Genomic DNA, 13703 nt, shown 5'->3' with positions numbered 1-13703 from the left:
CCGGGGAGCGTACCCCGGCCGCGCCGCGTGCGCGGGAGTCGAGCCCGCGCCGTGCGGTGCCTCAGCCCATCCAGTTCATGGTGTCCGGGTCGGCGCCGAGCCGGGTGTCGGTGTTCAGCCCGGCGATGTCCGCCAGGTCGCCGGCGTCCAGCTCGAAGTCGAAGACGTCGATGTTCTCCCTGATGCGGGAGGGCGTCACCGACTTGGGGATCACCACGTTCCCCGTCTGGAGGTGCCAGCGCAGCACCACCTGCGCGGGCGACTTGCCGTGCTTCTCGGCGACGGCCACGAGCTTGGGTTCCTGGAGCACGTCCTTGCCCTGACCGAGCGGCGACCAGGCCTCGGTGGCGATGCCGTGGTCGGCGTGGAAGGCACGCGGCACGCTCTGCTGGAGATGCGGGTGCAACTCGATCTGGTTGACGGCCGGTACGGTGCCGGTCTCCTTCAACAGCCGCTGGAGATGGGCGGGGTGGAAGTTGGAGACGCCGATCGCCTTCGCCCGGCCCTCGGCGTAGATCTTCTCGAACGCCTGCCAGCTTTCGACGTACTTGTCGTGGTCCGGCACGGGCCAGTGGATGAGATACAGGTCCACGTAGTCGAGGCCGAGGCGGTCCAGGGACGTGTCGAACGCGCGCAGCGTCGAGTCATGGCCCTGGTCGGCGTTCCACAGCTTCGTGGTGACGAACAGCTCCTCGCGGGGCAGGCCCGACGCGGCCAGACCGCGGCCCGTGCCGCGCTCGTTCTCGTAGATGGCCGCCGTGTCGATGCTGCGATAGCCGGATTCCAGCGCGGTCGTCACCGCGCGTTCCGCCTCGTCGTCCGGCACCTGCCAGACGCCGAAGCCCAGTTGCGGCATCGCAGTGCCGTTGTTGAGGGTGATGGTGGGCACATCGCTCACGGTCGATCGGTCCTCACATGTCGAACGGTTCCGGTTCCACATCGGTCAACGATCTTCCGCGCCGCCGCATTCCTCGTCCCGCGGCCCGTGACGCCCGGCCGTTCCCGGCCCGGCGTCACTGGTGGTACCCCGGCGTCACTGGTGGTACAGGGCCTCGATCTCGACGGCGTACGCGGTCTCGATCGCCTTCCGCTTCAGCTTCAGCGAAGGCGTCACATAGCCCGCCTCCTCGGTGAACTGCGCGGCGAGTATCCGGAAGGTGCGTATCGACTCCGCCTGCGAGACCTGGGTGTTGGCGGCGACGACGGCCCGCCGGATCTCCGTCTCCAGATCCGGGTCGCGCACCAGCTCCGTCGGCTTCAGCTCGGGCTTCTCGCGCATCTGAAGCCAGTGCGTGACCGCGTCCGGGTCGAGGGTGACCAGCGCCGAGACGTACGGACGGTCGTTGCCGACGACGATGCACTGCGCGACCAGCGGGTGCGCGCGCACCCGTTCCTCCAGGATCCCGGGGGAGACGCTCTTGCCGCCGGAGGTGACGAGGATCTCCTTCTTGCGGCCGGTGATGGTGAGATAGCCGTCCTCGTCCAGCGCCCCGAGGTCGCCGGTCGCCAACCAGCCGTCGTGCAGGGCCTCGTCGGTGCCCTTGGGGTTGTTGAGGTAGCCCTGGAAGATCTGCGGGCCACGCAGCCAGATCTCGCCGTCGTCGGCGATGTGCACCGTCGTGCCGGGCACGGGATGGCCGACGGTGCCGAAGCGGGTGCGCTCGGGCGGGTTGAGGGTCGCGCCGGCGCTGGTCTCCGTCAGGCCGTAGCCCTCGTAGATGCGCATGCCGACGCCGTCGAAGAAGAGCCCGAGGCGCCGCTCCATCGCGCTGCCGCCCGAGATGGCGCCGCGGCAGATGCCGCCCATGGCCTCGCGCAGCTTGCTGTAGACGAGCGAGTCGAAGACCTGGTGCTTCAGCCGCAGGGACGCGTTGGGGCCGGGCCCGGTGCGGAACGCCTTGTGCTCCATCGCCTCCGCGTAGCGCACCGCGACGTCCACGGCCTTGTCGAACGGGCCGATCTTGCCCTCCAGTTCGGCCTTGCGGCGCGACGCCTGGAAGATCTTCTCGAAGAGATACGGCACGGCCAGCATGAACGTCGGCCGGAACGACCTCAGGTCCGGCAGCAGCGCCTCGGCGGCCATCACCGGCTGGTGCCCGAGCCGCACCTTGGCGCGGATGCACACCAGTTGCACCATGCGCCCGAAGACGTGCGCGAGGGGCAGGAAGAGCAGCAGGGACGGCGGCTCGCTCGGCTTGGAGCTGAAGACGTGCTGGTACTTCCCCTCGATCGCGTCCGCGTCCGCGAGGAAGTTCGCGTGGGTGAGGACGCAGCCCTTGGGGCGGCCCGTGGTGCCCGAGGTGTAGATGATCGTGGCCGTGGAGTCCGGCGTGACCGCGAGCCGGTGCCGGTGGACGACGTCGTCCTCCAAGTGGTCGCCCGCGGCCATGAGTTCCTTCTCGGCCTGGGCGTCGAGCTGCCACAGCCGCTTCAGTTGCGGCAGCCGGTCGATGACGGAGCCGACCGTCATCGCGTGGTCCTCGTGCTCGACGATGGCGGCGGAGACCTCCGCGTCGTGCATCATCCAGCAGACCTGCTCCGCGGAGGAGGTCGGGTAGATGGGCACGACGTGGGCGCCGACGGACCACAGGGCGAAGTCGAGGAGCGTCCACTCGTAGCGCGTACGGGACATGACGGCGACGCGGTCGCCGAAGCGGATGCCCTCGGCGAGAAGGCCCTTGGCCATGGCCATCACCTGGTCGCGGAACTCCGCGGCCGTCACGTCCTGCCACTCGCCGGCGGCGTCCTTACGGGACAGGGCGACCCGGTCCGGGTCCTCGGCGGCGTGGTCGTAGACGGTGTCAGCCAGCCCGCCAACCTGGGGTGTGGGCGCCAGAGCCGGGACGGTGAACTCGCGCAATGGGGATGCTCCTCGACGTGCAGTGCACTGCTGTGTATGGCACAGCGCGCGGTGACCGTATCCGATGAAAGAGCCGGTGGGGAGAGACCCAGAAGCCGCTCAAGCGGGCATTTCGGGGCGCATCGGATTCCCGTCGTCAGGTTGTTGCAGATCGTACGAGTTTTCTGCACCGAACCTCCCCGAGTAAAGCAGCAAGGGGGCACGGGAGAGAATGGGCCGGGAGGAGATTCGTACGAGGCGAGGGAGCACATGCGCCGACTGGCACAACTGGCCGATCCATACATCGCGTTGCTGCTCGGCACCGTGCTCCTGGCCGTACTCCTCCCCGCCGACGGCCGGGTGGCCACCGGTCTGGGATGGGGCACCAAGGCGGCCGTCGGCCTGATCTTCTTCCTCTACGGAGCCCGGCTCTCCACCCGGCAGACCCTCGAAGGGGCCCGGCAGTGGCGGCTCCAACTGCTCGTCGTGCTCTGCACGTTCGCGGCCTTCCCGCTCATCGGACTGGCCACGCGGGCCCTCGTGCCCCACGTGCTGACCCCGGGGCTCCAGGCGGGGCTGCTCTTCCTGTGCCTGGTGCCCTCCACGGTCCAGTCGTCCATCGCCTTCACCTCTGTCGCGCGCGGCAACGTACCGGCCGCGATCTGCGCGGGCACCTGCTCCAGCCTGCTGGGGATGGCGGCCACGCCGCTGCTGGCGGCCTGGTTCATCGGCGGGCAGGCGGCCCTGAGCGTCGACGGGCTCGTGGGCATCGTCTGCCAGCTCCTCGCGCCGTTCGCCGCAGGGCAGTTGCTGCGCCGCTGGATCGGCGGCTTCCTCACCCGGCACCACGGAGTCCTCGGATTCGTCGACCGCGGTGCGGTGCTGCTCGTCGTCTACGCGGCCTTCAGCCAGGGCATGACCGAGGGGATCTGGGGACGCGTCACACCGCTGCGGCTGCTCGCGCTGGTGGGCGTCGAGGGGGCGCTGCTGGCGCTGATGCTGGCGGTGACCTGGTTCGGGTCGCGGCGGCTGGGCTTCGTACGGGCCGACCGCGTCGTGGCCGTCTTCGCTGGGTCCAACAAGTCGCTCGCGGCCGGACTGCCCATGGCCAGCGTGCTGTTCGGGGCGCACGCGAGCCTCGCCGTGCTGCCGCTGATGCTGTACCACCAGATGCAGCTCATCGTCTGCGCGTTCCTCGCGCGGCGCTGGGCGGGCGGCGGGAAGGACGTGCCGGCCGCCGGCGGAGACGGACGCGGCAGCGAGGACCGGACCGGGGAGCGCGACCGTACGGCGGCCCGCTCGGGCTGACGGCGACCGCGGACCCGCGGCGCCCATGGGAACCGGGGCCAACTGCGGGGCGTGCGGCCCGCGATGGCGTACGCACACGTCCGTCCGCGCACATCCGTCCGTATACCGCGTCCGTACGCACACGGTCAGGGCCCGGCCGACGCAGGGGGCGCCTCCCGTCGACCGAGCCCCTATCCCGTGCAGCAGGCGAGACCGTCAGGCCCGGCCGGCCGTGGTGCGCAAAGCGAGCCGGTGCTCACCCGCGTACACGTTCATCGAGGATCCGCGCAGGAAGCCGACCAGGGTCAGCCCGCTCTCCGCGGCGAGATCCACCGCCAGCGACGACGGCGCCGAGACGGCGGCGAGCACGGGGATGCCCGCCATCACCGCCTTCTGCGCCAATTCGAAGGACGCCCTCCCGGAGACCATCAGCACCGCGTCGCTCAGCGGCAGCAGGCCCTGCTGGAGGGCCCGCCCGACGAGCTTGTCGACGGCGTTGTGACGTCCCACGTCCTCGCGTACGTCCAGCAGTTCGCCCTCGGCGGTGAAGAGGGCGGCGGCGTGCAGACCGCCGGTGCGTTCGAAGACCCGCTGGGAGGCGCGCAGCGTGTCCGGCAGCCCGGAGAGCACCGAGGGCTCCAGCAGCACCCGGGGCCCCGCCGGGTCGGCCGGGTTCTCCGGGTCCTCGATGCTCCAGCGGGCGGTGGTACGGACGGCGTCCAGGCTCGCCTTGCCGCACAGCCCGCACGAGGAGGTCGTGTAGACGTTCCGCTCCAGCGCGATGTCCGGCAGCGGGACGCCGGGTGCGAGCCGTACGTCGACGACGTTGTAGGTGTTGACGCCCTCGTCGGTGGCGCCCGCGCAGTAGACGATGTTCGCCAGCTCCTCGGCGGAGCCCAGCACTCCCTCGCTGACGAGGAAGCCCGCGGCCAGCGCGAAGTCGTCGCCGGGGGTGCGCATGGTGATGGCGAGCGGCTTGCCGTTCAGCCGGATCTCCAGCGGCTCCTCGGCGACGAGGGTGTCCGGACGGGTGCTGACCGCACCGTCCCGGATGCGCAGTACGCGCCGTCGCTCCGTGACCCGTCCCATTCCGTCCGTCCTGTCGGTGAGTCGGTGATCTGTCGGTGACTCGGTGAGTGGTGTGGGCGGCGGCAGCCGGGCCGCTGTTCGGGGCTTGGGCTGACAATCGCCGTCATCTGTTATCTGTCATCTGCTGTCGGTCATCTGTCATCTGTCGTCCGCCAGCCGCGATCCGGGATCCGTTATCCTTCACCCGCCGTCCGTCATCCGCCCACCGCGTTCCCGCCGCCGACGTGCTGATAGCCGAACCGGCCCTTGATGCACAGGTTCCCGTGTGTGACGGGATTGTCCAGCGGCGAGCTGACCTTGACGATTTCATTGTCCTGCACGTGGAGGGTGAGGTTGCAGCCCACACCGCAGTACGCGCACACCGTCGTCGTCTGCGTCTGCCGCTCCTCGTCCCAGGTGCCGGCCTCCCGCATGTCGAACTCCGACTTGAAGGAGAGCGCGCCCGTGGGGCACACCTCGATGCAGTTGCCGCAGTAGACGCACGCCGAGTCCGTCAGCGGAGCGTCGTGCTCGGTGGAGATACGGGCGTCGAAACCCCGGCCCGCCATGGAGATCGCGAAGGTGTTCTGCCACTGCTCACCGCACGCGTCGACGCACTTGTAGCACAGGATGCACTTGTCGTAGTCCCGTACGTACAGGTCGTTGTCGACCTTCGGAGCCTCGTTCATGGTGGCCGCGTCGGCGCCGAAGCGGTCCGGCTTCGCCCCGTACTCCTTGATCCACTCGGCGGCGCGCGGCGTGGTGGACAGATCCGTGGCGGACGCGAGCAGTTCGAGGACGATCTTGCGGCTGTGCCGGGCGCGTTCGGTGTCCGTACGCACCGACATCCCCGCCTCGGCCTTGCGCGAGCAGGCCGGCGCGAGCGTACGGGAGCCCTCCACCTCGACGACGCACACCCGGCAGGCGTTCTTCGGCGTGAGCGTCTCGCCCTGGCACAGCGTGGGGATGTCCTTGCCCGCCGCACGGCAGGCGTCCAGGATCGTGGACCCTTCGGGGACGCGGGCGGCTTCGCCGTCGAGCTCGAACTCGACGAGGCGGCGCGGGGGATCCAGCGGTATCGCGGTCATGCGTAGGCTCCCAGTCGGTCGATGGCGGACTCCACGGCGTTCCACGCGGTCTGTCCCAGACCGCAGATCGAGGCGTCGCGCATCGCCGCTCCCACCTCGCGGAGCAGCGCGATGTCCTCGGCGCCTGCGCCGGCGCTCCCGCCGGCGCTTCCGTCGGCACCGGCCGGGGACCGCCCGCTCCGCTCGGCCAGCCGGTGCAGCGCCTCCTCCTGCCGTACGGTGCCGATCCGGCACGGCACGCACTGCCCGCAGGACTCGTCGCGGAAGAACTCCGCGATGCGCAGCAGGACGCGCGGCAGCGGCACCGAGGAGTCCAGCGCCAGCACCACCCCGGAGCCCAGCGTCGTGCCGGCCTCTCTGGTGCCCTCGAAGGTCAGCGGAATGTCCAGCTCGTCGCCGCGTACGAAGCCGCCCGCGGCGCCGCCCAGCAGCACGGCCCGCAGGTCCGGTGCGCCGCCCGCGAGCGTGAGCAGCTCGCCGAGCGTGGCGCCGAAGGGCAGTTCGTAGATGCCGGGACGCGCGACGCTGCCGGAGACGCAGAACAGCTTCGGGCCGGTGGACTTCTCCGTGCCGATCGCGGCGTAGGCCTCGGCGCCCGTCTCCAGGACGGTCAGCACGTTCACCAGCGTCTCGACGTTGTTGGCGGCGGTCGGCTTGCCGAACAGGCCCTTCTCCACCGGGAAGGGCGGCTTGGAGCGCGGCTCCCCGCGGTTGCCCTCCAGGGAGTTGAACAGCGCGGTCTCCTCACCGCAGATGTACGCGCCGGCGCCGCGCCGGATCTCGATGTCGAAGGCGTAGCCCTGGCCGAGCACGTCGTCGCCGAGCAGCCCGCGGGCGCGGGCCTGGACGACGGCCTCGGTCAACACCCGCAGCGCGCGCGGGTATTCGCCGCGCAGATAGAGAAATCCCTTGTGGGCGCCCGTCGCGTAACCGGCGATCGTCATGGCCTCGATCAGCGCGAACGGATCGCCCTCCATCAGCACCCGGTCCTTGAAGGTGCCCGGCTCGCTCTCGTCGGCGTTGCACACGACGTAGTGCGGCTGGTCCGGCTGCGATGCCGTGGCCTGCCACTTGCGTCCGGTGGGGAACGCGGCGCCGCCGCGCCCCACCAGCCCGGAGTCGGTGACCTCCCGCAGCACACCGGCAGGGCCGAGGGCGAAGGCGCGGCGCAGCGCACGGTAGCCGCCGTTGGCCCGGTAGGAGTCGAGGGAGGCGGGGTCGGCGACCCCGATACGGGAGAGCAGCTTCAGCCCGGGATCGCCCGCCTGCGGTACGGCGAGCGCGGGGGCGGGTTCCTCCTCGGCCGCCTCGGGGGCGCGTGCCGCCGCCTCGACGGCCTCGGCGGTGGCGGGAGCGACGACGGCGNCAGCCCCGCCCGGCCCGTACGGCCAGCGCCGCCGGAGCCCGCTCGCACAGCCCCAGACAGGGACTGGGCTGCCAGACCGCGCCGTCGCGTGCCTCGCCCGCCGGGCCGAGGCGGCGCTCCACCTCGGCCCGGTTCTCGTCCGCGCCCGGTGCCGCCGCGCACGCGATGTCCGTACAGACGTGCACGACGGTCGAGGGACGCGGACGCATCGAGAACATCGAGTAGAACGTCGCCACTCCGTACGCCTCGGCCGGCGGCACCGTCAGCCTGCGGCACAGATAGGTCAGCGCTCCCTCGCTGATCCACCCCACCCGGTCGTTGACCGCGTGCAGCCCCGGCAGCAGCAGATCGCGCCGCTCCCGCGCGTCCCGGCCGCCCACCGCCCAGCGCAGGTCGCCCGTACTGCGGTCGTCCGCGCCCTCCCAGGCGCTGGGCGGCGGCCCGAGCAGATCGTCGACGGCCGCCTTCTCCTCGTCCGTCGGCTTGCTGTCACCGAAGCGCAGATCCATCGCGGGTCTCAGCTCCTCACGGCCGCCGGAGCGGGCAGCTTCTCGATCCGTATCGCGGACGCCTTGAACTCGGCGGTCCCCGCGATCGGGCAGTTGGACTCGATGGTGAGCTGGTTGGTGTCCACCTCGTCCGGGAAGTGCATCGACATGAACGCCAGGCCCGGCCGCAGCCCCGTGTCGATCGCCACCGGCGCCACCACCGAGCCGCGGCGCGAGCTGACCCGTACCTCCTCCTCGGGGGCGACGCCGTAGAACTCGGCGTCCTCCGGGCACAGCTCCACGTACTCGCCGTGGCGCAGCGGCGAGGCGAAACTCCCGCTCTGCACACCGGTGTTGTACGAGTCCAGCCGCCGCCCCGTGGTCAGCCGCAGCGGGTACTCCTCGTCGGTGAGGTCGACCGGCGGATCGTGCCGGACGATGCCGAACGGCGCCGGCTTGCCGCGCCGTTCGGGGTCCGTCTCCCACAACCGCCCGTGCATGTACGTCGGTTCGAGCTTCTCCGTGCTGGTGCAGGGCCACTGGATGCCCTGGTGCTCGGCGAGCCGCTCGTACGTCATGCCGTAGTGGTTGGGCGAGACGGAACGCAGTTCGTTCCACACCTCCTCGGCGTCCGCGAACTTCCACTCGTGGCCGAGGCGGGAGGCCATGTCGCAGATGATGTCGATGTCCTCGCGGGCCTCGCCGGGCGGGTCGACGGCCTTGCGTACGCGCTGCACGCGCCGTTCGCTGTTGGTCGTGGTGCCGTCGGTCTCGCACCAGGCGGCGGTCGCGGGCAGGACCACGTCGGCCAGCTCGGCCGTCTTGGTGAGGAAGATGTCCTGCACGACGAGGTGTTCGAGCTTCTGCATCCGCTCCACGGCCTGGCCCGAATCGGCCTCCGACTGCGCCGGGTTCTCCCCGATGCAGTAGACGGCGCGCAGTTCGCCGGTCTCCATCGCGTCGAACATCGCGGTGAGGTTGCGTCCGTGCCGCGGCTGGAGCGTCGTCTCCCACGCCGCCTCGAACTTCGCCCGGGTCTCGGGGTCGAGGACGTTCTGGAAGCCGGGCAGCCGGTCGGGGATCGCGCCCATGTCGCCGCCGCCCTGCACGTTGTTCTGGCCGCGCAGCGGCTGTAGGCCCGCGCCGTAGCGGCCCACATGGCCGGTGAGCAGCGAGAGGTTGATCAGCGCCCGTACGTTGTCGGTGCCGTTGTGGTGCTCGGTGATGCCCAACGTCCAGCAGAGCTGGGCCCGTTCGGCGGTGGCGTAGGCGTGCGCGAGGTCGCGGATCGCCGCGGCCGGCACCCCGGTGACCTTCTCGGCGGCGCTCAGCGTCCACGGCTCGACCTCGGCCTTGTACTCCTCGAAGCCGGTCGTGGCCCGCTCGATGAAGGTGCGGTTGGCCAGGCCCGCGTGGATGATCTCCCGGCCGATCGCGTGCGCGAGGGGGATGTCCGTGCCGACGTTCAGGCCGAGCCAGCTCTCCGCCCACTCGGCCGTGGACGTACGGCGCGGATCGACCGCGTACATCCGCGCGCCGTTGCGGATCCCGCGCAGCACGTGCTGGAAGAAGATCGGGTGCGCGAAGCGGGCGTTGGAGCCCCACATCACGATCAGGTCCGTCGACTCGACCTCCTCGTAGGAGGAGGTGCCGCCGCCGGAGCCGAAGGCCGCCGAGAGCCCGGCGACGCTGGGCGCGTGACACGTGCGGTTGCACGAGTCGACGTTGTGGGTGCCCATGATGACGCGGGTGAACTTCTGCGCCACGTAGTTCATCTCGTTCGTCGCGCGGGCGCAGGAGAACATCCCGAAGGCGTCCGGGCCGTGCTCCGCCTTGATCCGGCGGAAGCCCTCGGTGGCCTTCTCCAGGGCCTCGTCCCAACTCGCCCTGCGCAGCGGGCCGCCCTTGACGTCCCGTACCAGCGGATGGGTCAGCCGCGGGTAGTCGGTCGACGGCGGTTTGCCGCGGTCGCGCTGCCTCATACTGCGCTGCCTCATGCTGCGCTCCTTACGGTCTGTGCCAGCAGGTCGGTCACGGCGTGGATGGCGCAGAGCTTCGGCACGCGGGTGCCGGTGAGCGCCGCGAGTTCGACGACGGCCGCCAGGAGCACGTCCAGCTCCATGGGCTTGCCGCTCTCCAGGTCCTGGAGGGTGGAGGTCTTGTGCTCGCCGACGCGTTCGGCTCCGGCCAGCCGCTTCTCGACGGAGATGTCGGGGCGGCAGCCGACGGCCTCGGCCACCGCGAGCGTCTCGCGCATCATCGTGGCCACCAGCGCCCGTGTGTCCTGGTGGCGGCAGATCTGCGCCATGGTCGCGCGGGAGAGCGCGCTGAGCGGGTTGAAGGCGATGTTGCCGAGGAGCTTGATCCAGATGTCGTTGCGGATGTCCGCCTCGACGGGGCACTTGAGGCCGCCCGCCCTCATGGCCTCGCTGAACGCCCCGCAGCGCGAGGAGTCGGTGGTGTCGGGCTCGCCGACGGAGAACCGGGTGCCTTCCATGTGCCGTACGACGCCCGGGCCTTGGAGCTGTGTCGCGGCGTAGACGACGCAGCCCAGGGCGCGTTCGGGCGGGAGCACGGCGCTGACCGCGCCGCCGGGGTCGACGCTTTCGATGCGCCGTCCCTCGTACGGGCCTTCGAGACCGTGGAAATACCACCACGGAATGCCGTTCTGCGCGGCGACGACGGCCGTCTTCCCGCCCATGAGCGGATGCACCAACGGCCCGCACGACGCATAGGAGTTGGCCTTCAGCCCCAGGAAGACGTAGTCGACGGGCCCGATGGCGGACGGGTCGTCGGTGGCGTGCACCCGTGCGGTGAAGTCGCCGCGCGGGCTGAGGACCTGTACGCCGTGCTCCTTCATGGCGGCCAAGTGCGGCCCACGGGCGATGAGATGGACGTCGACGCCGCCGCGGTGCAGCGCTGCTCCGACGTAGGCGCCTATGGCTCCGGCTCCGACGACTGCGACTTTCATATCCGCTCTCCGTTCGGTTGAGACCGAGCGTGGGGGGATTCCAAGATGGTCGACAGGATATTGTATACACTTGCGCGGGTGAACGGACAAGACGTGTGCGGCAGTTGCGCCGCGTCCGTCTCTGTCCGAATCATCCCGTCCCGGGGCCCCGGAGGGAACCCGTCAGCCGCCGGTGAAGAGCTGCACGACCTTCAGAAGCAGTTCGTAGAGTCCGTACGCCATCGGCACGCCGACCCACAGCCATGCCAGGGCGAAGAGGGCGGTCGGTGGCCTGCCGGGTGCGGTGCCCGTCCCTGTCGCCGTCGCCGTGGCGGGGGCCGCGGGTGTGCCGTTCTCGCCGTGCGTCATCGCCCGGTCGCCTCCTCGCGCTCGGCGCCCTCGTCGCCGCCCTGCCGTCCGGCGGACTCCGCCGCGGCTCCGGCCGCCGGCTCGGGCACATGGTGTTTCGGATCGACGGGCCGGATCAGCTCGTTGGCGACGAAGCCCACGGCCAGCAGCCCGATCATGATGGACAGGGCGAGCCCGTAGAGCCCCGGCCCCGAACGGCCCGCCGCCTCCTGCGAGTCGGCGACCCAGTTGACGATGAGCGGACCGAGCACGCCAGCGGTGGACCACGCCGTCAGCAGCCGCCCGTGGATGGCGCCGACCTCGTACGTCCCGAACAGGTCCTTCAGATACGCCGGTACGGTCGCGAAGCCGCCGCCGTAGAAGGAGATGATCACCAGCGCGCAGCCGATGAACAGCGGCTTGGAGGAGTCGCCGAGCAGCACGATCCCCAGATACATCAGCGCGCCGACGCCCAGGTAGCAGCGGTACATGTTCTTGCGCCCGATGACGTCGGACGTCGAGGACCACAGGAACCGTCCGCCCATGTTGGCCAGCGAGAGCAGGGCGACGAAGCCGGCGGCGGCGGAGGCCGAGACGGGCGTGGAGGTGTCGGCGAAGAAGTCGCCGATCATCGGCGCCGCCTTCTCCAGGATGCCGATGCCGGCGGTGACGTTCATGCACAGCACGACCCACAGACACCAGAACTGCGGTGTGCGCACGGCGCTGCGCGCCGAGACGTGCGCGGTCGTCACGAGCGGCTTCTGCGACTGCTGCTCCTGAGGCTTCCTGTCGCCGGGCGGCTGCCAGCCGGCCGCCGGCACCCGTACGAGCAGCACGCCCAGCGCCATGAACGCCGCGTAGACCAGGCCGTGTACGAGGAACGCCGCGGCGAGCCCGTCCTTGCCGTCGCCGAAGCTCTCCAGCATCTGCGCCGACCACGGCGAGGCGATGAGCGCGCCGCCGCCGAAGCCCATGATCGCGATGCCGGTCGCCATGCCCGGCCGGTCGGGGAACCACTTGATCAGTGTGGAGACGGGGGAGATGTAGCCGATGCCGAGCCCGATGCCGCCGACGAAGCCGTAGCCGAAGACCACCAGCCAGTACTGCCCGGTGGCGGCGCCCAGCGCGGCCAGCAGGAACCCCGAGGAGAAGCACAGCAGCGAGACCGCCATCGCCCAGCGCGGCCCGTTGCGCTCGACGAGCGTGCCGCCGAAGGCGGCCGAGAGGCCGAGCATCACGATGCCGAGCTGGAAGGGGAGTGCGCTGGCGGTGCCGGAGAGTCCGAGCGACGACTCGAGCGCGGGCTTGAAGACGCTCCACGCGTACGCCTGGCCGATGGAGAGATGTACCGACAGAGCGGCCGGCGGGACGAGCCAGCGGCTCCAGCCGGGAGGCGCGACGGAACGGGAGCGATCGAGGAACCCAGGTGCCATGGCCAGGAGGGTAGGAAGTTGAAGTCCGGATTACCAGGGGTGGGAAGAAGTTTTCGTCGACTGTATGTGGCCCGGCCGGACGACCGTCCCGGACGTGGCGACGCCGAGCGGCCCCGCGAAGGCGTCCCGCGCCGCACCGAGGGCGTCCTCGTGCGGGGTGCCCGGCCACAGATGCGTCAGCAGCAGCCGGGCCGCTCCCGCCTGCCGGGCGTAGCGGCCCGCGAGCCGCGCGGAGAGCAGCCGCCCCGCGTCCTGGGCCGGTACGGCGTCGGGACGGGTGGCCTCGCAGAGGAACAGGTCGGCGTCGCGGGCCAGTTCGGGCAGACGCGGACTCGGGCCGGTGTCGCCGGTGTAGGCGAGGACTCTTCCGCGTGGATCCGTGAGGCGCAGGCCGGCGTTCGGCACGAAGTGCGGAAGCAGCCAGGTCGCCACGGAGAACGGGCCGATCCCGAAGCGCGCCCCGGCGGAGAACTCCCGTGGCGTCCATGCGCCGTCGAGCATGCCCGTGGCGTCCAGCGCGAGCACGGCGTCGAGCGCCCCGGGCAGCGAGTACAGGGGGAGGGGCGGCGGAGGCGGATCCGCGCCGCCGAGCGCACGGGCGCGCAGCAGCGGGTTGAGGTCCGCGCAGTGGTCGGGATGCCCGTGGGTGACGAGCACTGCGTCGACCTCTTCGGCGCGCACCGTGGCGAGCAGTGGGGGCAGCGTCGCGTAGCCCGGGTCGATCAGCAGGCGGAAGCCGTCGCAGACGACCAGATAGCCGCTGCACGCCTGCCCGGGTGTGGGCCAGGCCCCGCATCCGCCCAGTACGGTCAACTCCACGCCGTCCCCCTGTGGTT

10 protein-coding genes and 1 pseudogene are annotated in these 13703 nt (G+C 70.9%); 1 reads left to right on the top strand and 10 read right to left on the bottom strand.

All coding sequences use genetic code 11. The annotated features are described in order from the left end of the window. Positions 1–61: 61 nt before the first annotated feature. Positions 62–898 carry an aldo/keto reductase gene (locus tag AN218_RS17655; protein ID WP_070017854.1) on the bottom strand — a complete coding sequence of 279 codons (837 nt, stop codon included), beginning with the start codon at positions 896–898 and terminating at the stop codon, positions 62–64. Positions 899–1033: 135 nt separating this feature from the next. Next, entirely contained in the window at positions 1034–2860 is a 1827-nt protein-coding gene (locus AN218_RS17650; protein WP_070017853.1) for an AMP-dependent synthetase/ligase, read from the bottom strand. A gap of 249 nt (positions 2861–3109) precedes the next feature. Between AN218_RS17650 and AN218_RS17645 the strand changes: the two genes are divergently transcribed. Beyond that, on the top strand, positions 3110–4147 hold the full coding sequence (locus tag AN218_RS17645) for a bile acid:sodium symporter family protein (RefSeq protein WP_070017852.1): 1038 nt from the start codon (positions 3110–3112) through the stop codon (positions 4145–4147). Positions 4148–4342: 195 nt separating this feature from the next. On the opposite strand, the gene fdhD is transcribed toward AN218_RS17645, so the two are convergent. From fdhD to AN218_RS17605, 8 genes and pseudogenes are all read right to left on the bottom strand, one after another. Next, complete coding sequence (gene fdhD, locus AN218_RS17640; RefSeq protein ID WP_070017851.1) at positions 4343–5215, bottom strand: formate dehydrogenase accessory sulfurtransferase FdhD; 873 nt, start codon at positions 5213–5215, stop codon at positions 4343–4345. Positions 5216–5409: 194 nt separating this feature from the next. Next, complete coding sequence (locus AN218_RS17635) at positions 5410–6282, bottom strand: 2Fe-2S iron-sulfur cluster-binding protein (RefSeq protein ID WP_070017850.1); 873 nt, start codon at positions 6280–6282, stop codon at positions 5410–5412. Continuing rightward, a pseudogene (locus tag AN218_RS17630) lies at positions 6279–8157 on the bottom strand (NAD(P)H-dependent oxidoreductase subunit E). The gene AN218_RS17635 and the pseudogene AN218_RS17630 overlap by 4 nt, the downstream one beginning before the upstream one ends. A gap of 8 nt (positions 8158–8165) precedes the next feature. Then, a complete protein-coding gene (locus tag AN218_RS17625; RefSeq protein WP_070017849.1) occupies positions 8166–10118 on the bottom strand; it encodes a molybdopterin oxidoreductase family protein in 1953 nt (650 codons plus the stop codon). An 11-nt stretch (positions 10119–10129) separates the two neighbouring features. Further along, positions 10130–11107, bottom strand: a complete 978-nt coding sequence (locus tag AN218_RS17620) for a 2-dehydropantoate 2-reductase (RefSeq protein WP_070017848.1) — start codon at positions 11105–11107, stop codon at positions 10130–10132. 162 nt (positions 11108–11269) lie between these two features. Next, positions 11270–11455, bottom strand: coding sequence for an MFS transporter small subunit (locus AN218_RS17615; protein WP_070017847.1), 186 nt, complete (start codon positions 11453–11455; stop codon positions 11270–11272). After that, the gene (locus AN218_RS17610) at positions 11452–12867 is read right to left on the bottom strand and encodes an OFA family MFS transporter (protein ID WP_070017846.1); all 1416 of its coding nucleotides are present in this window, start codon (positions 12865–12867) and stop codon (positions 11452–11454) included. Before AN218_RS17610 ends, AN218_RS17615 begins: the two co-directional genes overlap by 4 nt. Before the next feature lie 30 nt (positions 12868–12897). Continuing rightward, a complete protein-coding gene (locus AN218_RS17605) occupies positions 12898–13686 on the bottom strand; it encodes an MBL fold metallo-hydrolase (protein ID WP_070017845.1) in 789 nt (262 codons plus the stop codon). Positions 13687–13703: the final 17 nt, after the last annotated feature.

The sequence above is a fragment of the Streptomyces nanshensis genome, from assembly GCF_001751255.1.
Lineage (GTDB): Bacteria > Actinomycetota > Actinomycetes > Streptomycetales > Streptomycetaceae > Streptomyces > Streptomyces nanshensis_A.
Note: the sequence above shows the minus strand (reverse complement) of the source record. Positions and strands in the feature narration are given on the sequence as shown.